The 22163-nt window shown below is 54.4% G+C and carries 15 protein-coding genes and 1 riboswitch; of the genes, 6 read left to right on the top strand and 9 right to left on the bottom strand.

All coding sequences use genetic code 11. The features are described from left to right. Positions 1-128 precede the first annotated feature (128 nt). The 3 genes from malE (at position 129) to malG (ending at position 3871) form a co-directional block, all read left to right on the top strand. Entirely contained in the window at positions 129-1322 is a 1194-nt protein-coding gene (gene malE, locus B1H58_RS09135) for a maltose/maltodextrin ABC transporter substrate-binding protein MalE (RefSeq protein WP_085069619.1), read from the top strand. A 103-nt stretch (positions 1323-1425) separates the two neighbouring features. After that, on the top strand, positions 1426-2970 hold the full coding sequence (malF, locus tag B1H58_RS09130) for a maltose ABC transporter permease MalF (RefSeq protein ID WP_085069617.1): 1545 nt from the start codon (positions 1426-1428) through the stop codon (positions 2968-2970). Between the two features lie 10 nt (positions 2971-2980). Continuing rightward, entirely contained in the window at positions 2981-3871 is an 891-nt protein-coding gene (gene malG / locus B1H58_RS09125; protein WP_085069615.1) for a maltose ABC transporter permease MalG, read from the top strand. A 91-nt stretch (positions 3872-3962) separates the two neighbouring features. Here the strand turns inward: malG and psiE are convergent, their stop codons facing one another. From psiE to pgi, 6 genes are all read right to left on the bottom strand, one after another. Then, the gene (gene psiE, locus B1H58_RS09120) at positions 3963-4346 is read right to left on the bottom strand and encodes a phosphate-starvation-inducible protein PsiE (protein WP_085069613.1); all 384 of its coding nucleotides are present in this window, start codon (positions 4344-4346) and stop codon (positions 3963-3965) included. 161 nt (positions 4347-4507) lie between these two features. After that, positions 4508-6601: a YjbH domain-containing protein gene (locus B1H58_RS09115; RefSeq protein WP_085069611.1), complete on the bottom strand. Its 2094-nt coding sequence runs from the start codon at positions 6599-6601 to the stop codon at positions 4508-4510. Next, positions 6601-7341: a capsule biosynthesis GfcC D2 domain-containing protein gene (locus tag B1H58_RS09110; protein WP_085069609.1), complete on the bottom strand. Its 741-nt coding sequence runs from the start codon at positions 7339-7341 to the stop codon at positions 6601-6603. The genes B1H58_RS09115 and B1H58_RS09110 overlap by 1 nt, the downstream gene beginning before the upstream one ends. Continuing rightward, positions 7338-7985, bottom strand: coding sequence for a YjbF family lipoprotein (locus B1H58_RS09105; protein WP_085069607.1), 648 nt, complete (start codon positions 7983-7985; stop codon positions 7338-7340). The genes B1H58_RS09110 and B1H58_RS09105 overlap by 4 nt, the downstream gene beginning before the upstream one ends. Before the next feature lie 74 nt (positions 7986-8059). Then, positions 8060-8308, bottom strand: a complete 249-nt coding sequence (gene yjbE / locus B1H58_RS09100) for an exopolysaccharide production protein YjbE (protein WP_085069605.1) — start codon at positions 8306-8308, stop codon at positions 8060-8062. Positions 8309-8865: 557 nt separating this feature from the next. Continuing rightward, complete coding sequence (pgi, locus tag B1H58_RS09095) at positions 8866-10512, bottom strand: glucose-6-phosphate isomerase (RefSeq protein WP_085069603.1); 1647 nt, start codon at positions 10510-10512, stop codon at positions 8866-8868. 228 nt (positions 10513-10740) lie between these two features. Here pgi and B1H58_RS09090 point away from each other — a divergent pair, with 228 nt between their 5' ends. The 3 genes from B1H58_RS09090 (at position 10741) to panS (ending at position 15237) form a co-directional block, all read left to right on the top strand. Further along, positions 10741-12546 (top strand): cation:proton antiporter, encoded by a 1806-nt coding sequence (locus B1H58_RS09090; RefSeq protein WP_085069601.1) that lies wholly within the window; start codon positions 10741-10743, stop codon positions 12544-12546. Positions 12547-12597: 51 nt separating this feature from the next. Next, positions 12598-12791, top strand: a riboswitch (Lysine riboswitch). Positions 12792-12878: 87 nt separating this feature from the next. Next, on the top strand, positions 12879-14237 hold the full coding sequence (gene lysC / locus B1H58_RS09085; RefSeq protein ID WP_085069599.1) for a lysine-sensitive aspartokinase 3: 1359 nt from the start codon (positions 12879-12881) through the stop codon (positions 14235-14237). Between the two features lie 82 nt (positions 14238-14319). Then, positions 14320-15237, top strand: a complete 918-nt coding sequence (gene panS, locus B1H58_RS09080) for a ketopantoate/pantoate/pantothenate transporter PanS (RefSeq protein WP_085069597.1) — start codon at positions 14320-14322, stop codon at positions 15235-15237. Between the two features lie 38 nt (positions 15238-15275). Here panS and B1H58_RS09075 read toward each other — a convergent pair whose 3' ends face one another. The 3 genes from B1H58_RS09075 to metA all read right to left on the bottom strand — a co-directional run bounded on the left by B1H58_RS09075 (position 15276) and on the right by metA (position 21924). Next, positions 15276-16901 (bottom strand): Na/Pi cotransporter family protein, encoded by a 1626-nt coding sequence (locus B1H58_RS09075; RefSeq protein ID WP_085069595.1) that lies wholly within the window; start codon positions 16899-16901, stop codon positions 15276-15278. Positions 16902-17171: 270 nt separating this feature from the next. Beyond that, complete coding sequence (gene metH / locus B1H58_RS09070; RefSeq protein WP_085069593.1) at positions 17172-20855, bottom strand: methionine synthase; 3684 nt, start codon at positions 20853-20855, stop codon at positions 17172-17174. Positions 20856-20994: 139 nt separating this feature from the next. After that, positions 20995-21924, bottom strand: a complete 930-nt coding sequence (metA, locus tag B1H58_RS09065; protein ID WP_085069591.1) for a homoserine O-acetyltransferase MetA — start codon at positions 21922-21924, stop codon at positions 20995-20997. Between the last annotated feature and the right edge of the window lie 239 nt (positions 21925-22163).

Raw genomic sequence — 22163 nt, 5'->3', positions numbered from 1 at the left:
AGCGACAAAAAAGCTAAAGGGATCACACTTCTGGCCGGTGGGGCGTAGGAACAGGGAGGATGAGTCAGCCGTCGCTTATCAGCAGACTCCTGCCTAACGACAACCACTCACGTTTAGAGGTAAGGGAAATGTCAAAGTTCAAACTTAATAGCAAAACGCTGTTGTTATGCGCCATGAGCGCCGCGTTGTTACCGGGCGCTGCGCTGGCGAAGATCGAAGAAGGCAAGCTGGTCATCTGGATTAATGGCGATAAGGGCTACAACGGCCTGGCGGAAGTCGGCAAAAAGTTTGAGCAGGATACCGGCATTAAAGTTACCGTTGAGCATCCTGATAAGCTGGAAGAGAAATATCCGCAGGTTGCGGCCACCGGCGATGGCCCGGACATTATTTTCTGGGCGCACGATCGCTTTGGCGGCTATGCGCAATCGGGCCTGCTGGCAGAAGTGTCACCAGACAAAGCGCTGCAGGACAAAATCTATCCCTTTACCTGGGACGCGGTGCGTTTTAACGGCAAGTTGATCGGTTATCCGGTGGCGGTAGAGTCGCTATCGTTGATTTATAACAAAGATCTGCTGCCCAATCCGCCTAAAAGCTGGGAAGAGATCCCGGCACTGGACAAGGCGCTGCGCGCCAAAGGCAAAAGCGCGCTGATGTTTAACCTGCAGGAACCCTATTTTACCTGGCCGCTTATTGCTGCCAACGGCGGTTACGCCTTCGAGAAAGAGAACGGCAGCTATAACGTGAAAAAGGTTGGCGTTAATAATCAGGGCTCACAGCAGGGTCTGCAATTCCTGATCGACCTGATTAAAAATAAACATCTGAATGCGGATACCGATTACGCCATTGCCGAAGCGGCCTTTAATAAAGGCGAAACCGCGATGACCATTAACGGTCCCTGGGCATGGAATAATATCGAAAGCGCCAAAATCAATTATGGCGTCACCCTGCTTCCCACCTTTAAAGGCCAGCCGTCAAAGCCATTCGTTGGCGTCCTGAGCGCGGGCATTAACGCTGCCAGCCCGAACAAAGAGCTGGCGAAAGAGTTCCTGGAAAACTATCTGCTGACCGATGACGGCCTGGCGAAAATGAACGCGGACAAGCCGCTGGGTGCCGTGGCGCTGAAATCGTATCAGGATAAGCTGGCAAAGGATGAAAAGATTGCCGCCACCATGGAAAACTCGCAGAACGGCGAGATCATGCCGAACGTGCCGCAAATGTCCGCCTTCTGGTACGCCGAGCGTAACGCGGTGCTGAATGCGATCAATGGTCGCCAGACGGTGGAAGCCGCGCTGAAAGATGCGGAAAACCGCTTAACCAAGTAAGGGCTTGCTATCGTTTTGCTCCCGGCCACCTGCGGCTCTGTTCGTCAGGTGGCCCGATGCTGCGGCTCGCCCCTCTTTTCATCAGTTGCAGAAGGAACCTGAAATGGCAAAATCCGCATTGTGGTGGCAGCGTGACGCCCTGAAGTGGCTGGTTCTTGCCCTGTGTGTGATGATAACCGGCTATCTGGTTGTTCTGATGTATGCCCAGGGCGAATACCTGTTCGCTATTGTCACGTTGATTCTGCTCAGCAGCGGCCTGATTATTTTCTTCCGCCGCCGGGCTCAGGCGTGGCGCTATGTCTGGCCCGGGCTGGCAGGCATGGTGCTGTTTGTGCTGTTTCCGCTGGCCTGTACCATCGCTATCGCGTTTACCAACTACAGCAGCACTAACCAGCTCTCTTTTGAGCGGGCGCGTCAGGTACTGCTGGATCGTCAGTTCCAGGCGGGTGACAGCTACGCATTCTCCCTCTGGTCAACCACGGATAAAACGTGGCGCTTGCTGCTGAAAAGCCCGGAAAATAAACAGTTTATTACCCCGCCCTTTTCCCTCTCTGGAAAAGGTGAGCAAACGCTTACTCTTACCGAAACCCGGCAAGAACCGGCAGGTGAGCGCGCCATGCTGCGTGATATCACTCAAAATCGTCAGGCACTTTCACAGCTAACGGCACATTTACCGGACGGTACGCAGCTGCGTATGAGTTCGCTGCGTCAGTTCTCTGGCACTCAGCCGCGCTACCGCCTCGGCGAAGATAACTCGCTGACCGACAAACAGACCGGCAAAGTCTGGTATGCCAATGACGATACCGGCTTCTGGCAGACCAAAGATGCCAGTCAGCAGTGGACCAGTGAAAAACTCAGCCCCGGCTATACGGTGGCGGTGGGCTGGGATAACTTCCTGCGCGTATTGACCGATAAGGGAATTCAGCAGCCTTTTATCGCTATTTTTATCTGGACGGTAATTTTCGCCGCGCTCACGGTATTGCTGACCGTGGCGGTAGGCATGGTGCTGGCCTGCCTGATGCAGTGGGAAGCGTTAAAAGGACGTGCGGTGTATCGTCTGCTGCTGATCCTGCCCTATGCGGTTCCGGCCTTTATCTCCATTCTGATCTTCAAAGGGCTGTTTAACCAGAGCTTTGGCGAGATCAATATGATGCTTGACGGTCTGTTCGGCATCAAACCCGCCTGGTTCAGCGATCCGGCAATGGCGCGTACCATGCTGGTAATTGTGAATACCTGGCTTGGCTATCCCTACATGATGATTCTGTGTATGGGGCTGCTCAAAGCGATTCCCGACGACCTGTATGAAGCCTCAGCGCTGGACGGCGCCACGCCGATGCAAAACTTTTTCCGCATTACGCTGCCGCTGCTGGTTAAGCCGCTGACGCCGCTGATGATTGCCAGCTTCGCCTTTAACTTTAATAACTTCGTGCTGATTTTGCTGCTTACCGACGGCGGCCCCGACCGGCTCGGCACGACCACGCCAGCAGGCTATACCGACCTGCTGGTGAGCTACACCTGGCGCATCGCCTTTGAAGGCGGCGGCGGTCAGGATTTCGGCCTGGCAGCCGCTATCGCCACCCTGATTTTCCTGCTGGTCGGCGCGCTGGCGCTGTTTAACCTGCGATTCACCCGCATTAAGACAGATTAAGGAGCGAGAGATGGCGATGGTTCAACCCAAATCACAGAAGCTGCGGCTGGCGCTGACGCATCTGTTGCTGCTCGGCTTTATTGTACTGATTATGTATCCGCTGATGATGGTGCTGGCGATTTCGCTGCGTCCCGGCAACTATGCGATCGGCAGTCTGTTGCCGGAACATATCTCCTGGGACCACTGGAAGCTGGCGCTGGGTTTCACCGTCACGCACGAAAATGGCAGCGTTACCCCGCCGCCTTTTCCGGTGCTGTTGTGGCTGTGGAATTCAGTAAAAGTTGCCGCGATAACTGCCGTTGGGATTGTTGCGCTTTCCACAACCTGTGCCTATGCTTTTGCGCGTATGCGATTCCGCGGTAAGACAACGCTGCTGAAAGGAATGCTTATATTTCAGATGTTTCCCGCTGTACTTTCGCTGGTAGCGCTTTATGCTCTGTTCGACCGTTTGGGACAGTATATTCCCTTTATCGGCCTGAATACCCATGCCGGGCTGATTTTTGCCTACCTCGGCGGTATCGCCTTACACGTCTGGACGATTAAAGGCTATTTTGAAACCATTGATGGTTCGCTGGAAGAAGCAGCGGCGCTGGACGGCGCAACGCCATGGCAGGCTTTCCGCTTAATTTTACTGCCGCTTTCTGTGCCTATTCTTGCCGTGGTGTTCATTCTGTCTTTTATCGCTGCCGTGACGGAAGTGCCCGTCGCCTCGCTGCTGTTGCGTGATGTAAACAGCTATACGCTGGCGGTGGGTATGCAGCAGTATCTGAATCCGCAGAACTATTTGTGGGGAGATTTTGCCGCGGCAGCGGTGTTGTCTGCACTGCCGATTACCCTGGTGTTCCTGCTGGCGCAGCGCTGGCTGGTTAGCGGCTTGACCGCTGGCGGCGTGAAGGGTTAACGATTTTTATTGCCACTGTTGCCTTTGTTGTTATTGCCACTGCTAAGTTGTGTCCTGTGTATATTCAGGCGGCCTGTTGGCCGCCTTTTTTTTATTCGCGCCTCAGCCGGTTGCTGTTAGCCAGCCACAGCGTAATAACCAGAATCAGGATAGCGGCAGAATAGCAGAGCGTGTCGAAAGGATCTTTATGGTCGACCACAATCAGCCGGATAATGGCCGTTATACCGATATAAATAAAGTAGCGCAGCGGGAAATGGTAGCCCGACTGGAAATATTTAACGATCAGGGCGATAAATTCGAAATAGAGAAACCAGATGACAATGCCTTCCACCAGCAAGTAGGCCGAGGCGGCTTCGCCGGTATTCAGTAATACATTCGCCAGGTGGATAGTCTCTTTGCCCAGAAAGACGATCAGAATAAGGCCCAGAAACAGCAGACCGATGTTCAATATCCATTGCAGGACGGTGGCTATCATTTTCTCACTACTTATTGTTATGTCCTTTTACTTGCGTGGTAACCGGCATCTGCCGAGCTGACATCATGACAGAATGTGACCAACATCACATTATATCGCACATAAAAAAACGCCCTGACCAGAGCCAGAGCGTTATCAGCAACGCTGAACAGCAGCGCTAATCAGCGGAAGTGAATATCACGGTCGCTGGTCATGTCATACAGCTGATATTTACGGCCCAGCATCTGTCCGCCATCGCGCGTCAGCGGCGTCCAGTTAACCTGAGCGCGGCCACGGTTGTGGGTAACGGTAAACAGATCCATCGGCACAGAAATATAGAACCCTTTGGTGAAATCGCCCTCGCCATATTCGTCACCGGAGACGTTGGTTAAGGTAGCGTAAGCGCCCACCGTCACGCCGCTGTCGAAGCGTTTTGAGACGTCAATCGTGCCGCCTTTATCCTTCGCCAGATATTCGCCCACGCTCATTTTCACCAGCACATGATTCATAAACCACGGCTGCCAGTAAGCGGTCAGATGACCGGTCGGCGCTTTGTAGTCGGTGAATTTCATCATGTTGTCCCAGTCGCGCTGTTTAACGTAGTTCGCGTCTACGCCAACCGCCCAACTGGCATCAAGTGGACGATAGAGTACCTCTGCACCTACGCCGCCATACATGGTCTCCAGATAACCGCCATACATCTGGCCATAAAAGCCGTTGCCAAAGTACTGGAACCAGTTCGCCTGTAGGTTATTAACATAGACGTTGTTTTCGACATAGTCGCGAATATGGGTACGCACACGCGGCAGCGAGGAGTCGATCGGCCGACCATCGTAATTAAACTTGTTGTAGTTGTTGGCGAGGTTGGCAAAGAGGCCGCCGCCTACCAGCAGATGCTGCGTCAGCCAGTAATCGGCGTTGGCATTAATGCCCGCCTGATACATATAAAAGCTCTCGGGACCGCCAACCGACTGATTCAGTACCGGGGAAAGGCCATAGCTCAAGCGCCCTTTCTCAATATAGTACCCCTGCTCGGTTTTACCCGGATCGACCGGATCCACGCGGCGCTGCGCCAGCGGCTGCTCATGCCCCAGCGGGTAGCCTTCCAGCTGCTGACGCAGGCTACTGACGTTGGTTTCCGTGGTGACCTGCGGCAGGTTATAGCGCGTTTGGGTTACGCGCAGCGTATCGATATTTTCCGGCAAATCATTCATCAGAATAATGTTGGCACGATCGACGCCCTGCTGCGTATCCCGATATTTTACCTGCTCGCCCGTAACATAGAGGGTACGCCCTTTCACCTGCAGATTCGGCGCATCCAGTCCGGCATTATATTTCAGCTGCGTCAGCTGATTAGCTACCGCCGTATGCTGAAGGATTTCCGGCTGCGGCTGCGGACGATAGCCCGGCTTGCGGCTGTCGAGATGGCGCGTGCTTAACGCATTGAAATTGCTGTGCAGGGTAAAGCCAAAGGTGAAGGTGTTGCCGCGCTCATAGCTGGCGTTGATATCGGCCCAGTCCGTCAGACGATAGACAGCGCCGACGTTGACTTTGCTGCGCTGCTCCAGCCGTCCGGCATAGTCGCCCTGATAGTCGTTGCCCTCATACTCCAGCTTCAGACGTAGCGGCTGCCACGGCGTCTGATATTCAATGCCGCCGAAGATCGATGCCGGTCCCTTAAACAGTTCGTCGCCGTTGACCGAGCCTGCTGAGCCAAAGCCTTCACGGCGATGGCAGAATTTATCGTCATAGGAACAGAAGGGGTTTTTAATATTGCCGCTGTTGCCGAGATAGCCCCAGCCAATGCCCAGGGTAAAGTCGAGCGGTCCCCAGGCCTTGGTCGCCACCAGATATTCGCTGTCGAACAGCCCGGTGCCGCCTAAATCGCGCGTCCCCACTGCCACTTCCGGCAGCCAAAAACCTTCCTGCCATAGCCGCAGCTTGATATCAAAAGCCTTATCTTTATAACTTTGATCGCCGCTAAAGCCTTCCACCCGGCTGTATAGCCGCGTGCGCACATCGGTGTAGCGTACGGTGGTTTCCAGCCAGGGAAACAGCATCAGCGAAGCGGAATAGAAGCGATACTGATCGTTATCCCGATAGTTGAGGCTGAATTCGCCCTCTTTAGCCATTCGCGCCGTTGGCACCTGCATCAGGCCAACGCCGCCGAAATCTGACTGTGACGGGCCAATGGGTTCGCCCCACGTTGCCGCCTGCGCCTGGCAGGCAGCCGCTACGCAAACAGCGAGCAGGCTGAGAAGCATGTTTGTTTTCATCAGTCAGGGATCCGGTGCGTCAAAACAGAGATGATTTGCTGGTTAAGGTCGTGGTATTCGTCCGGCAGCGCCCAGGAAGAGAAGCCGAGATAGATGATGCTGCCCGGCGCGACTTCGACATGACGATGATTCCAGTAGGCTACCGGCACTTCCCGGGTAGCGCCGTCTGGAGCAATAACCGTTGCCACATTGCGCTCTGCGCCGCTCAGGCGCGCATGACCGACAAGGTAATCACGCGTATCGCGCCCCGGCTGCCAGACCACTTTGCCGCTGCCGGCAATGGCGCCGGCCAGCGTAATGCTGGTGGGGCGTTGCAGGGTGTAGAGGCTGTACTCTCCTTCCAGACGCCGGTTGGCCTCCGGACGTAGCCGTATCCAGTCAGGATCGAGCGAGGTGAATTGTCTGCCGGTTACCCGCACCGTTTTTAATTGTTGCAACACAGCATTGATCGCCGCAGCGCGTTCGCCCTCTTCGCTTGCCGCCCAGCGTTGTAATCTTGCCAGCGTCTGTTGGTAATGCTGCTGCGCCGCCGCCGTTGCCAGCGACTCCGCAATGACCGTACCGGGCCACCAGCTTCGATCCTTCACCGCCGGACTGGCAAGTAATTGAGAAAGCGTTTGTGCATCACTGACCACGGCGGTTTGCGATGCGTTGGGGTAATAAATCGTTACCTGGCTATCCGCCAGCGCGTTAAATGCGAGGCCGCCAAGCAGGCTGGCTAAGGCAAGGATGTTTTTCATGATTTTGCTGGCTTCAGAATGGTGATCTCGACCGGCAGCGTATCCGCTCCCACCTGCTGTGCGCTCTGACGCACCTCGCCGCTGATGGCATCAACCCAGAAAGTGTTTTTCCATTCCGTACCGTTCGCGGCGATGGTCACCTCTTCATGCCAGACCCGGCAGGGGATCTTTTGACCCGCCAGCGTCAGTACTTCATCATGACCACGGCTAAAACGTGAAGTCGCGCTACTCGCGCGCAGCTGACCGTTCTCTGTCCAGCTCATGATGCGCGTCCAGCTTTCGCCCTCACGAATCTGCAGTGGATGCGCTAAAGGATCCTGCTGTAAATTATCCACTTCCAGCAGGTTGTCGCTCAGGCCCAGGGTTTTCACCAGACGGCCCTGCTGCGTGACCAGCATCGCCCGATCCTGCGTTACCCATTTCTGTTGGCCTTGTTCGGCATAGCCCAGCACCAGGAAGATGCGCTGACCGCCGTTGATACGCAAATACATGCTGGCGTAAGGCAGTGATTCTATTTTTTCATCCGATACGGTGACATCGTCCGGGCCCATTACCGCCAGCTTCGCGGTATCAACCAGCCCCTGTTGCGTTTGTGTACACGCCTGTAACAACAGACAAAGAAACAGCAATGGAATATGGCGCACCTGTCTATCCCTGTGTGAGTTCGGCAAAGTCAGAAAATAACCACACGGGCGTGTGGTTATGATTAAAAACCGCGTTAGCGGGTCGTGCTGGTCGTGGTTGTGGTGGTGGTTCCGGTATTGGTTCCATCCCCACCGCCGGATGCCGCCAGGCCAACGCCTACCAGCGCGCCCAGAGCACCGATACCTACTGCAGTGGTGCTGCCTGCGGAAATGGCTCCCGCTTCAGCGCCTGCTGCCGCACCGGCTTCAACCGGAGCGGCAAAGGCGGCCGAACCGGATGCCAGATACAGCGCAACTGCCGTGGCACATACTATTTTTTTCATACTGAATTTCCCTTCATGAAATGAATGGATGATTTGCCTGGATGGTTCCAGGCGGCTCCAGTATAGGGCAACAAATTACCAGAAATTAGGGCGTGGCGGGTTGAGGATAACAGCCAGAGGAAATAGCATTAAAAGCCAGAACAAAAGCCATTTTTGATATTTTAAATTAATTAAATACGAAACATACAGCAGTTAAAACCAGTTAAAAGCCAAGTTCCAGGATATTTAAATAAAGGCCTTAATTTGATTAAAAACCAGTCAACTTCATTTATTTTTTAATAAACTCTTATACATTAATCTTTTTATTTCAGCGTAATAAGCGAATATCCGCGCCTGTTTAGCACCATTTTTAACCAGAGCAGTTTAGGACTAATCCTGCGTTAATTTTCGGCTCTAATCAATATTTTAAGAAAATGCTTAGAGCAAAAAAGCCAATTTCGCCATCTTTGCTGTCAGGAAATGATGTATCGATCGCAAAAATACGTTTTCACGCCTGAAATCACGCGGAAGAATAAAAAAGGCGCCGTACAGGGCGCCTTTGCGATTCAGGCCAGCGATTAACGCCAGGCTTTATACAGATTGATCAGGCCATTGGTAGAGCTGTCATGGCTGGTTACTTCCTCGCCATTTTCCAGCTCAGGCAGAATACGGTTAGCCAGCTGTTTGCCCAGCTCAACGCCCCACTGATCGAAAGTGAAGATATTAAGGATAACGCCCTGGGTAAAGATTTTATGCTCATAGAGCGCAATCAACGCGCCCAGGCTGTACGGCGTAATCTCACGCAGCAAAATAGAGTTTGTCGGACGGTTGCCCTCAAACACTTTAAACGGCGCGACATGCTCCACGGATTTCGCATCTTTGCCCGCATCGGCAAACTCTTTTTCCACCACTTCACGTGACTTACCAAAGGCTAACGCTTCGGTCTGAGCAAAGAAGTTAGAAAGCAGTTTTGCGTGATGGTCGCCCAGCGGATTATGGGTAATGGCCGGTGCGATAAAGTCGCAAGGAACCAGCTTGGTGCCCTGATGAATCAGCTGATAGAACGCGTGCTGTCCGTTGGTGCCCGGTTCGCCCCAGATAATTGGGCCTGTCTGGTAAGAAACCGGATTACCGTTGCGATCGACATACTTACCGTTGGACTCCATATTGCCCTGCTGGAAGTAAGCCGCAAAGCGATGCATATACTGGTCATACGGCAGGATAGCTTCGGTTTCAGCGCCGAAGAAATTGTTGTACCAGATGCCGATCAGCGCCAGCAGTACCGGCAGGTTCTGCTCCGCCGGGGTTTCCGCAAAGTGCTTATCCATCGCATGGGCGCCGCTCAGCAGCTGCTCAAAATTATCGAAGCCCACAGACAGGATGATAGAGAGACCAATCGCTGACCACAGTGAGTAGCGGCCGCCAACCCAGTCCCAGAACTCAAACATATTGGCGGTATCGATACCGAACCTGGTCACTTCTTTGGCATTGGTAGAGAGCGCGGCAAAGTGTTTCGCTACCTGCTGCTCGTCGCCCGCTGCTTTCAGGAACCAGTCACGCGCGCTGTGGGCGTTGGTCATGGTTTCCTGGGTGGTAAAGGTTTTTGATGCTACCAGGAACAGCGTGGTTTCCGGGCTCACTTTTTTCAGCGTTTCAGCGATGTGCGTGCCGTCCACGTTGGAAACAAAGTGCATGTTCAGATGATTTTTGTAAGGACGCAGCGCCTCGGTCACCATATAGGGACCAAGGTCGGAGCCGCCGATACCGATGTTAACCACATCGGTGATAGGCTTGCCGGTATAACCTTTCCATTCGCCGCTGATGATGCGCTCAGAAAAAGATTTCATCTTCTCCAGCACCGCATTCACTTCCGGCATGACATCTTTGCCATCTACCAGGATCGGCGTATTGCTGCGGTTGCGCAGCGCAACATGCAGCACGGCGCGATCTTCAGTGCGGTTGATCTTCTCACCCGAGAACATCGACTTAATCGCACCTGCCAGATCGGTCTCTTTTGCCAGCGCCTGTAATTTTTCCAGGGTTTCCGTAGTGATACGGTTTTTTGAGAAATCCACCAGCATCTGGTCATCAAAGGAAGCGGAGAATTTCGCAAAACGATCGCTGTCCTGGGCAAACAGGTCGGCAATGCGTACGTCTTTCATCTGTTGGTAATGCTGCTGCAGGGCCTGCCAGGCAGCGGTTTGCGTCGGATTGATATTTTTCATGGCAACACTCTTATGTTTTAACAACCGTAATTCTGACCGGACGTCATCTTACCTGTTGACCGTGACTCACTTTCCTTTTCCTGCAACAGGTTACGACTATTGTAGCGGTGAGCACTCGCTAGCTTTTTCTCACCCTTTGCCCGGGACTCATTATAATTCAGGCTGCGGTGACCGTAGCCGCAAGGTATTTCAGTATGACGATTCTTACCGTTGAAAGGAAAAATTTTTATGCCGCTCTCTGCTCCATTACTGCTGGTGATCATTGGCTTCAGTTCGCTGATGGCCCAGTGGATCGCCTGGTTACTGCGGCTTCCAGCGATTTTACCGCTGTTGGTTTTCGGAATCGTACTGGGTCCGATAACGCATGTCTTGCAGCCTGATGCGCTGTTTGGCGATCTGTTGTTTCCGCTGGTTTCACTGTCGGTCGCCATCATTCTGTTTGAAGGCGCGCTTACGCTGCGCGTCGATGAAATTCGCGGTCTCGGCGGCGTGGTACGTAATCTGATCGTTATCGGCATGCCGGTTACGTTTACTGTTATTAGCCTCGCCTGCTGGCTGCTGCTGAACTTCCCGCCCGAACTGGCGGCGCTGGTCGGCGCGGTCACGGTGGTGACCGGTCCAACGGTGATTGCGCCGCTGATGCGCGTGGTGCGTCCCAATACCGCGATTAATCAGGTGCTGCGCTGGGAAGGCATCGTTATCGATCCGGTAGGCGCTATTTTTACTCTGCTGGTCTTTGAATTCATTGTGCTGCGTCAGCATGCCGAATCGTTATCGCATCTGTTCTGGACGCTGGGCGTTACCGCAGCGGTGGGCCTGAGCATTGGCGCGCTGGCCGGCTGGTTACTGGGTATCGCCCTGAAACGCGTCTGGCTACCCGGTTATCTGCAAAACTTTGGCGTACTGGCGATAGTGTTAACCGCCTTCGGCGTTTCCAACGCGCTGGCCGATGAGTCGGGCCTGCTAACCGTGACCGTAATGGGCATCTGGCTGGCCAATATGCGGGATGTGGATCTGCGCGACATCATCGCCTTTAAAGAGGAGTTGTCGGCGCTGCTGATTTCCGGCCTGTTTATTATCCTTGCCGCCCGGCTGGATATTGGCGCGCTGCTGACGCTGGGCTGGCCGCTGGTGGCGGTGCTGCTGGTGGTTCAGTTTATCGCCCGACCGCTCTGTATCGCGCTCTCTACCTGGGGATCCTCCCTGCACTGGCGCGATCGCGTGCTGCTGAGCTGGATCGCGCCGCGCGGCATTGTGGCCGCGGCGGTCAGCGCGCTTTTTGCCCTGACGCTGGCGCGCAGCGGGTATGCCCAGGCCGACCGGCTGGTAACAGTAGTATTTGCGGTGATTATCGGCACCGTCGTTTTGCAAAGCCTGACCAGCGCCCCACTTGCTCGCTGGCTGCGCGTTCAGCAGCAGCGTCCGCGCGGCGTGTTGATTATCGGCGCTAACGCCGTCGCACGGGCGTTAGCGCTGGCGCGGCAGCGGCTGGATATTCCGGTGATGCTTACCGACAGCAGCTGGGAATCTTATCGTCAGGCCAGAATGGAAGGCATCCCTGCCTATTACGGTAATGCCTGGTCAGAACATGCGGAGAACTACCTCGATCTTAGTGATATTGCTCAGGTACTGGCGCTGTCACCCAACCGGCATCAAAACGCGCTGGCGGTTTATCATTTTAGCCATATCTTCGGCGCGGCGAAGGTGGCTTCGGTGCGTTCCGGATCGTCGCTGACAGGTCGTCGTGATACTGAAAGTCCGCGCTTCCGTCGGCATGAGACGCTTTTTGGCGCGGAGCAAACCTGGAGCCATCTCAGCGCACTGTTAGCGAAAGGCGCAACCATCAAAGCAACCCAGCTAACGGAGAATTTCGGTTGGCAGGATTACCTGGCAACGCACCCGGTCGCAATCCCACTCTTTGCGCTACAAGAGAACGGACAGCTGATGATTATAAGCAACGCTGCGCCGCCGGAAGTGCCCTGTACGCTGATTGCGCTGGTACAAGTTGAGAATTCTTCAAATAGCAGTGATTGACAGCGGCGACAGAACCCGATATTTGTAAACGGTTAGTTGCGCAGCGATGCGCAAGCCAGAAGAGGCGCGTCGCCCAGGCAGTGTGTCAGAGGAGCCGTATCCGGTGAAGACACATCAGGGGGAGCGACGCCGAGGCAATATCTCCACGGCAGAGATGTTGTCGACTGCAGAGGCTGAATCCTCTGGGTTGTCACCAGGCGCGTGCGACAGTCGGACGCGCCGCAAGGTGGGGCGCTTCTGGGTGATCGTAGTTGTTCCCCCTCTACGTCTGCCCCGTTTCTGCTCTTCCCTTGTGCCAAGGCTGATGGAATTGAACCTGACACGGGGTATCTATGTTGCAATCTGAATTAATCGTTGCCAAGTTTGGCGGCACCAGCGTAGCGGATTTTACCGCCATGAACCGCAGCGCCGATGTGGTGCTGGGCGATGCTAATGTGCGCCTGGTGGTGCTATCCGCTTCCGCCGGCGTCACCAACCTGCTGGTGGCCCTGGCCGAAGGCCATGAACCCACACAGCGCTATGCGCTGCTGGATGAACTTCGCCGTATTCAATACGCTATTGTCGATCGGCTGCAGCAGCCGGAAGTGATCCGCGAGGAGATCGACCGCATGCTGGAGAATATTGCCATGCTGGCCGATGCGGCGGCACTTGCCTCTTCGGCGGCGCTGACCGATGAGCTGGTGAGCCACGGCGAGCTGATCTCCACTCTGCTGTTTGTAGAAATCCTGCGGGAGCGTGAAGTGAATGCCGAATGGTTTGACGTGCGTAAGATCATGCGCACCGACGATCGCTTTGGCCGCGCCGAGCCGGATGTCAGCACACTGGCTGAGTTAAGCCACCAGCTGTTGCGCCCAAGGCTGGAACAGGCACTGGTGATTACCCAGGGCTTTATCGGCAGCGAAGCGAAAGGCCGCACTACTACGCTGGGCCGGGGCGGCAGCGATTATACTGCCGCGCTACTGGGCGAGGCGTTGCAGGCGCAGCGCATCGATATCTGGACCGATGTTCCCGGCATCTATACCACCGATCCGCGTATCGTTCCGACGGCGCAGCGTATCGATAAAATTACCTTTGAAGAGGCGGCCGAAATGGCCACCTTTGGCGCCAAAGTACTTCATCCGGCAACGCTGATGCCTGCAGTGCGCAATGATATCCCGGTTTTTGTCGGCTCCAGCAAAGATCCTGCCGCAGGCGGCACGCTGGTCTGCAATGAGACCGAAAACCCGCCTTTATTCCGTGCGCTGGCGTTGCGTCGCAAGCAAACGCTGCTGACGTTGCATAGCCTGAATATGCTTCATGCGCGCGGCTTCCTGGCTGAGGTGTTTGCTATTCTGGCGCGCCATCATATTTCTGTCGATTTGATTACCACCTCCGAAGTGAGCGTGGCGCTAACGCTGGATACCACTGGCTCAACTTCTACCGGCGACAGTCTGTTAACCCAGGCGCTGCTGACCGAGCTCTCCTCACTCTGTCGGGTAGAGGTAGAAGAGAATCTGGCGCTTATCGCCCTGATTGGCAATAAGCTGTCGCAGGCATGCGGCGTTGGCAAAGAGGTCTTCGGCGTACTGGAGCCTTTTAACCTGCGCATGATCTGCTATGGCGCCAGCAGCTATAACCTCTGTTTCCTGGTACCAGGCAACGATGCCGAGCAAATAGTGCGCACCCTGCATCGCAATCTGTTTAAGAGCTAATGTTTAATGCTGTCAGCGCGCGGATTTAAGGTAAACGTAACCTGACAGCAAACGCCTGGCATTTTTATAAGGATATCTGGCTATGCTTACCAGGATCACTCGGCTGTTCCCACTGTGGGCGATGTTGCTTTCAGTGGCCGCCTATTTTTCTCCCGGCACCTTTACCGGCATCGGCCCCTGGGTTTCTTATTTGCTGATGCTGATTATGTTCGGGATGGGCGTTACCTTGCATATCGATGATTTTAAGCGTGTGCTGGTGCGTCCGGCTCCGGTTATCGCCGGTACCTTTTTACATTATCTGGTGATGCCGCTGGCTGCCTGGCTGCTGGCCAGGCTGTTTCAGATGCCGCCCGATCTGGCCGCAGGCATGATTCTGGTGGGCAGCGTAGCCAGCGGAACAGCGTCTAACGTTATGATTTATCTGGCGAAAGGCGATGTGGCGCTGTCGGTAACTATTTCTTCCGTTTCCGCGCTGGTAGGCGTGTTTGCGACACCCCTGCTGACGCGTTTTTATGTCGATACGCATATTGAAGTGGATGTGGTCGGCATGCTGTTGAGCATTATAAAAATCGTGGTGATCCCTATCGGCCTCGGTCTGATTGTTCATCACACCATGAATCGCGTGGTAAAGCGCGTGGAACCTTGGTTGCCCGCATTTTCCATGGTATGCATTTTGCTGATCATCAGTGCGGTGGTGGCCGGTAGCCAGGGCTTTATCGGTTCGGTGGGCCTGGTAGTGATTGCGGCAGTCATTCTGCACAATGCCATCGGGCTGTTAGGCGGCTACTGGGGTGGCAAGCTGTTTGGCTTTGATGAGTCAACCTGCCGTACGCTGGCACTGGAGGTGGGAATGCAAAACTCCGGGCTGGCGGCCACGCTGGGCAAACTTTATTTCTCGCCGCTGGCAGCCCTGCCCGGCGCGCTGTTTTCCGTCTGGCATAACCTTTCCGGTTCGCTGCTGGCGGGTTACTGGTCCGGCAAACCGGTTAATAAAAAATAAGCCCGGGAGATATGCCAGCCTGAAAGGCTGGCATATCTTTACTCTTTATCCCGTTCGTCGTCCGGCTGTTCCAGCACGCTATAGGCTATCGCGCAAAACAGCGAGTTAAGCCGCTTCATATCACCCAGCAATCCCAGATGCAGCGAGCTGGTTTCAATGCTCTGCACGTTTTTCTGATGCAGGCGATCAACATGCTCATGCGAAAAGCGGCGGTTCATAATGCGAAAACGGTGTTTAGCCCGGCGCAGACGTTTCGCGCTGGCGATATCACGCGACAGAAATACCGACAGCGCCAGCCGCAGATTATTCAGCAGCTGTTCATGCAGTTGCTCCAGCTCTCTTAACCCTTCCGGCGAGAAAGCGCGGCGCGCGGCCAGCGACTTATCCGCCACGTCGCCGCTCATGCGTTCGATAATATCGCCCGCCTGCTCCAGGTTTAGCGCCGTTTCGATAATTTCGGCCCAGCGGCGTGAATCTTCCTCTGGCAGATCCTCTTTCGGCATGCGTGCCAGATAGAGTTTGATGGCGGTATAAAGCACATCCACATCATCATCGAGTCGCCGAATTTCACGCTCCTGGCGCGGCTCGCCGTGCATCACCTTATAGAAATTATCCATCATCATTTCCAGCACATCGCCCATGCGCAGGGTTTCACGCGCGGCGTTAGCCAGCGCCAGCGCTGGCGTATCCAGCGCGCTGCGATCGAGATGTTTTGGTTTCAGACGCGCATCGTTTTCCTGATCATCGCGGATCATCCGCTTACAGAGCCGCGCCATAGGATCGGCAAAAGGCACCATAACCAGACAGCGGATCAGGTTGTAAAAAACATGGAAGAAGATCACCAGCTCTTCATCGGGCACCGGCAATTTATCCAGCCACGGCGACAGCACATGGACAAAAGGCAGCACTAAAACACAACCAATGACCTTAAACAGCAGGCTGCCGAGCGCTACCCGCTTACCGGCTGCGTTGGAGCCGCTGTTATTCAGCATCGCCAACAGCCCGCTGCCGAGGTTAGCGCCGATCACCAGGCAAAGAGCTACCTGAAACGAGATAACGCCGGTCGCCGTCAGCGTTGCTGTTAACAGAACCGCTGCCAGGCTGGAGTAGCTGATAATAGCGAACACCGCGCCGATCAGCGCATCCAACATAATATCGCCGGTCAGCGACGAGAACAGCACCTGAACGCCGGAAGCCTGCGTGATTGGCCGGGCCGCCTCCACCACCAGCTGCAGCGCCAGCAAAATCAAGCCAAGACCGATACTGGCTCGCCCCAGTTGGCCTGCGCGCGTTTGCTTACGACCAAGAAAGAAAACCACGCCAAAAAAGATAAACAGCGGCGACAGCCAGGAGAGATCGAAGGTCAGCACGCGCGCCATGATTGCCGTACCCACATCAGCACCAAGAATAATCACCAGTGCCGGCGTCAGGCCGACCAGGTTTTGCGCCACAAATGAGGTCACCAGCAGCGTGGTGGCATTGCTGCTCTGCACCAGCGCCGTAACGCCAATCCCGGCAACAAAGGCCATAGGTTTCTTTTCTACGCTGCGGCTGAGCACGCGCCGCAGATCGGCGCCGTAAACGCGCATAATGCCGGTGCGCACAATATGGGTTCCCCATACCAGCAGCGCCACCGCAGAAAGTAAATTAAGCAGGGTTAACACGGCTATCTGACTCCTTTATGCCGGGCTACAACCGCATTTACAGCCCGCCCGGCGGGAATGCAGTAAATGAAAAAAAGTCTCCTTACACGCTCCGCAGGATCCTGTTTTTAGGGTATTTTTCAGGCGGTACACGCGGGGATTAATCTATTAAATGTAGACCAGACGGGACGGGCAGGCGGGAAAGTTAATGGGCGTTATGCAGGGATATACGCCCTGGCTGGGCAACGTTACAGAAGTTACCGGCCCAGAGAAGGGCCGGCTATCTGTTTATCAGTCGGCGTCGTAACCAAGATGGGGTGCCAGCCAGCGCTCTACTTCGCTTATCGTCATCCCCTTACGTGCAGCGTAATCTTCAATCTGATCGCGCTGCAGCTGCGCCACGGCAAAGTAACGACTGTCAGGATGGCTAAAGTACCAGCCGGAGACAGAAGCGCCAGGCCACATGGCGAAGGACTCGGTCAGCTTCATGCCGGTATGACGCTCCACATCCAGCAGCTGCCAGATGGTGGCTTTCTCGGTATGTTCCGGGCAGGCCGGATAACCTGGCGCAGGTCGAATCCCCTGATAGTTTTCACGGATCAGCTCTTCATTGCTGAGGTTTTCATTGGCGGCATAACCCCAGATCACCTTACGTACCCGTTCATGCAGATATTCAGCAAAGGCCTCGGCCAGACGATCGGACAGTGCCTTAACCATTATCTTGTTGTAGTCGTCATGTTTGCGATCCCAGGCTTCCGCCAGCGCATCCTCTTCCAGCCCGCCGGTCACGGCAAACGCTCCCAGGTAGTCCGCTTTTCCGCTCGCCTTCGGCGCAACAAAATCTGCCAGACAATAGTTCGCGAAACCCACCTTCTCCGTTTGCTGGCGTAAATGGTGGCTGACGGCAATCACATGCGATCGCGACTCATCCTGATAGATTTCAATGTCGTCGCCGACGCGGTTCGCCGGAAAAATCCCCACCACGCCCCGTGGCGTCAGGCTGCCGTCAGCACTCAGCCGATCGAGCATGGCATTCGCATCGGCAAACAGGCGCTGAGCCTCTTCGCCGACTACCTCATCCTCAAGGATGCGCGGATATTTTCCTGCCAGCGACCAGGTCATAAAGAATGGCGTCCAGTCAATGTAGTGGCGCAGAGTCTCAATTGATGCTTTCACCTCGCTGACGCCCAACCGGTGTGCACCAGGCGGCGTGTATTGCTCCCAGTCAAAGGCGAAATCATTATCGCGCGCGGCCTGTAAGGTAACCGGCGGCGTGCGCGGCTTTTTACGTCCGTGCTGAATACGCACTGTTTCATACTCTTTACGCGTACGGGCCACAAAACCATCATACTGCTCAGGCGACAGCAGCGCAGAAACCACGCCAACGGTACGCGAGGCGTTCTGCACGTAAACCGTCGGGCCGCTGTAGTTCTGTTCGATTTTTACTGCGGTATGCGCTTTAGAGGTGGTGGCTCCGCCAATCAACAGCGGCAGGGTAAAGCCCTGACGCTCCATCTCTTTCGCCACGTTGACCATCTCATCCAGCGACGGAGTAATCAGTCCTGACAGGCCAATAATATCCGCCCGTTCTTCACGCGCGGTTTTAAGGATTTTCTCCGTCGGCACCATGACGCCAAGATCGATAATTTCGTAGTTATTGCACTGCAGCACTACGCCAACAATATTTTTACCGATGTCATGCACATCGCCTTTTACCGTGGCCAGCACAATTTTACCGTTGGTGCTGCCGACCGCCTTACTGGCCTGAATATAAGGTTCCAGCCAGGCCACCGCCTGCTTCATAACGCGTGCCGACTTCACCACCTGCGGCAGGAACATCTTTCCTTCGCCAAACAGATCGCCAACCACATTCATACCGGCCATCAGCGGCCCTTCAATCACCTCAATGGGACGATCCGCCTGCAGACGCGCCTCTTCGGTATCTTCTTCGATAAATTCAGTGATGCCCTTCACCAGCGAATATTCTAGCCGCTTCGCCACATCCCAGCTGCGCCATTCCGCCTGCGGTTTGGTGCTGTCATCTGCCGCTTTGCTGCCGCGATATTTTTCCGCCAGCTCCAGCAGGCGTTCGGTACCGTCATCGCGGCGGTTTAAAACGACATCTTCTACCGCATCGCGTAGTTCGGCGGGCAGATCGTCATAAATCGCCAGCTGACCGGCGTTAACAATCCCCATATCCATGCCGTTGCGGATAGCGTAATAGAGGAATACGGCGTGAATCGCTTCACGTACCGGATCGTTGCCACGAAACGAGAAGGAAACGTTAGAGACGCCGCCGGAGATTAGCGCGTGTGGCAACTCCCGTTTGATATCCTCACAGGCACCGATAAAGTCCATCGCGTAGTTATTATGTTCATCAATCCCGGTCGCGACGGCAAAAATATTTGGGTCGAAGATGATATCTTCCGGCGGGAAGCCAACCTCTTCCGTCAGAATGCGATAAGCGCGTCGACAAATTTCGATCTTACGCGCCCGCGTATCCGCCTGCCCGACCTCATCAAATGCCATTACCACCACCGCCGCACCGTAACGGCGTACCAGTCGCGCATGATGGATAAAGGCTTCCTCACCCTCTTTCATCGATACAGAGTTAACGATGCCTTTGCCCTGGATGCATTGCAGCCCTTTTTCGATCACATCCCATTTTGAGGAGTCAATCATGATCGGCACGCGCGCAATGTCTGGTTCACCGGCAATCAGATTAAGGAAACGCACCATCGCCGCTTCAGCGTCGAGCATTCCCTCATCCATATTGATATCGATGATTTGCGCACCGCTCTCTACCTGCTGACGTGCGACATCCAGCGCCTCGTTGTATTTCTCTTCTTTAATTAATCGCTTAAATTTTGCTGATCCGGTAACGTTAGTACGTTCACCCACGTTAACAAACAGCGAATCGGCACCTATGTTCAGCGGTTCCAGACCGGACAGGCGACAGGCAACCGGCAACGTCGGCAGCTTGCGCGGCGCCACGCCTTCGATCGCCTGTGCCATCGCGGCGATATGCGCTGGCGTGGTTCCACAGCAGCCGCCGACGATATTTAAAAAACCGGCATGCGCCCACTCGGCAATCTGCTCCGCCATCACCGCAGCATCCAGATCGTATTCGCCAAAAGCGTTAGGCAGACCGGCATTCGGATGGGCGGTGACGTAACATTCGGCAAGACGCGACATTTCGGCTACGTACTGACGCAGTTCGTCCGGCCCCAACGCGCAGTTCAGCCCAAAAGAGAGCGGTTCGGCATGGCGCAGCGAGTTATAAAATGCTTCGGTTGTCTGTCCGGAAAGGGTACGGCCTGAGGCATCAGTGATGGTGCCGGAGATCATCAGCGGCAATGAAACACCCAGCGCGTCAAACTCGCTCTGGATAGCAAATACGGCGGCTTTTGCGTTCAACGTGTCGAAAATGGTTTCGATCATGATGATATCTACGCCACCTTCAATCAGCGCGCGTGTTGATTCGCGGTAGGCAATAACCAGTTCATTGAAAGTAACATTACGGAACGCAGGATCGTTTACATCAGGAGAAATTGAGCAGGTACGGTTGGTCGGGCCCAACACGCCGGCGACATAGCGTGGCCGCTCCGGCGTTTTTGCACTCCATTCATCGGCGCAGGCGCGAGCCAGTCTGGCTGCTTCATAGTTGATCTCTGCCGACAGCGCTTCCATATGGTAATCCGCCATCGCAATAGTGGTGGCGTTAAAGGTGTTGGTTTCCAGAATGTCGGCGCCCGCTTCAAGGTAGGCATTGTGGATGGCGCGGATAATCTCCGGCTGCGTCAGCACCAACAGATCGTTGTTGCCTTTCAGATCGCTACGCCACTCTGCGAAGCGCTCGCCCCGGTAATCCTGCTCTTCCAGACGGTAGCTCTGGATCATAGTGCCCATTCCGCCGTCCAGCACCATGATGCGCTGTGCCAGCTGCCGATGCAGCGCGTCGATTCTGTCTGTCACTCTTGCTTCACCTGTTTTGATTATTTTTAATACCGTCTACGGCACAGTCTGGCATAATTTTTGTACGACTCAAAGCTGCCTCTGGAGCAGGATTCAGATCAGCCGCGTTCTTAATTGATGCAAAGGCAGCTGATATCCATTACTCCAGAGTAGGGTTCATATGGCGTAAGTCGTAAGGCGTTATTTGATAAACGTAATAGTTGAGCCAGTTGGAAAACAGCAGGTTTCCATGGCTGCGCCAGCTGGCGCGTGGCGTCTGCGTCGGGTCGTTATGCGGAAAGTAGTTATAAGGGATCACCGGGTTTAATCCCGCTTCGCTATCGCGTTGAAATTCTCCTGCCAGCGTTAGCGCATCATATTCAGGGTGGCCGGTAACAAAGGCCAGCCGCTTATCTTTACTACCCAGCAGATAGGGGCCGGCCTGCTCAGATTCTGCGAAGATCTCCAGATCGGTGTAGTCACGAATGAGCTGAGCGGGAAAGTCGGCATAGCGGGAGTGCGGCGCAAGGAAAGTATCGTCAAAACCGCGCGTTAATAAGGCATGCGGATGCAAAGTTTGATGTTCATAAACGCCTGACAGTTTGGTAGAACGGGTTTGTTTTGGCAGGCCATACAGAATATTAAGTGCCGCCTGCACCGCCCAACAGACAAACAGGGTGGAAGTGACATGCTCTTTCGCCCAGTGCAATACACGCTCTATTTGCGGCCAGTAAGCCACATCCTGAAAATCGACCAACCCCAGCGGCGCACCGGTAACAATCAAACCATCATAGTTATCATGTTCTATGTCTTCAAAGTTGCAGTAAAAATTATTGAGATGCTCCATCGGCGTGTTACGGGATTCCCGGCTATCAATGCGTAACAGCTGAATATCTATTTGTAGCGGGGAGTTCGAGAGCAGACGCAAAAACTGATTTTCCGTCTCGATCTTTTTTGGCATCAGATTCAGTACCAGCACTTTAAGCGGTCGGATTTCCTGAACGCTGGCACGAGAATGCGTCATAACAAAGACATTCTCCTGGCGTAAACAGTTTACGGCTGGTAATTCATCAGGTACCCGAATTGGCATAGCCTTTCTTCCTCACTATATACGTTTATACGTTTAGACATCCAGATGCCCGAAGATAGCGTGCCAGAGCCAGAATGTCGAGACTTCAGCCAGTAATTGAAAATGTTTCATTCAGGAAATCAAAAAAACTATGAAGGCACAGGGAAAAATAAAAAATGGTTATAACGCAGAAGGGATAGGTGAGGTACAACAGCAGGTAATAAGAGATCGCCAGACGCGAAAAAGCCTCAGCTTTCGCT

The organism is Pantoea alhagi, from assembly GCF_002101395.1.
Lineage (GTDB): Bacteria > Pseudomonadota > Gammaproteobacteria > Enterobacterales > Enterobacteriaceae > Mixta > Mixta alhagi.
This window is presented reverse-complemented; position numbering and strand designations above follow the sequence as displayed.

Excerpts from the sequence above, each read along its gene's own strand:
- metA (WP_085069591.1), bottom strand. The coding sequence starts at position 21,924 with ATGCCAATTCGGGTACCTGATGAATTACCAGCCGTAAACTGTTTACGC.
- malF (WP_085069617.1), top strand. The coding sequence starts at position 1,426 with ATGGCAAAATCCGCATTGTGGTGGCAGCGTGACGCCCTGAAGTGGCTG.
- yjbE (WP_085069605.1), bottom strand. The coding sequence starts at position 8,308 with ATGAAAAAAATAGTATGTGCCACGGCAGTTGCGCTGTATCTGGCATCC.
- psiE (WP_085069613.1), bottom strand. The coding sequence starts at position 4,346 with ATGATAGCCACCGTCCTGCAATGGATATTGAACATCGGTCTGCTGTTT.
- malG (WP_085069615.1), top strand. The coding sequence starts at position 2,981 with ATGGCGATGGTTCAACCCAAATCACAGAAGCTGCGGCTGGCGCTGACG.
- B1H58_RS09090 (WP_085069601.1), top strand. The coding sequence starts at position 10,741 with ATGCCGCTCTCTGCTCCATTACTGCTGGTGATCATTGGCTTCAGTTCG.
- B1H58_RS09110 (WP_085069609.1), bottom strand. The coding sequence starts at position 7,341 with ATGAAAAACATCCTTGCCTTAGCCAGCCTGCTTGGCGGCCTCGCATTT.
- pgi (WP_085069603.1), bottom strand. The coding sequence starts at position 10,512 with ATGAAAAATATCAATCCGACGCAAACCGCTGCCTGGCAGGCCCTGCAG.
- malE (WP_085069619.1), top strand. The coding sequence starts at position 129 with ATGTCAAAGTTCAAACTTAATAGCAAAACGCTGTTGTTATGCGCCATG.
- panS (WP_085069597.1), top strand. The coding sequence starts at position 14,320 with ATGCTTACCAGGATCACTCGGCTGTTCCCACTGTGGGCGATGTTGCTT.
- B1H58_RS09115 (WP_085069611.1), bottom strand. The coding sequence starts at position 6,601 with ATGAAAACAAACATGCTTCTCAGCCTGCTCGCTGTTTGCGTAGCGGCT.
- lysC (WP_085069599.1), top strand. The coding sequence starts at position 12,879 with ATGTTGCAATCTGAATTAATCGTTGCCAAGTTTGGCGGCACCAGCGTA.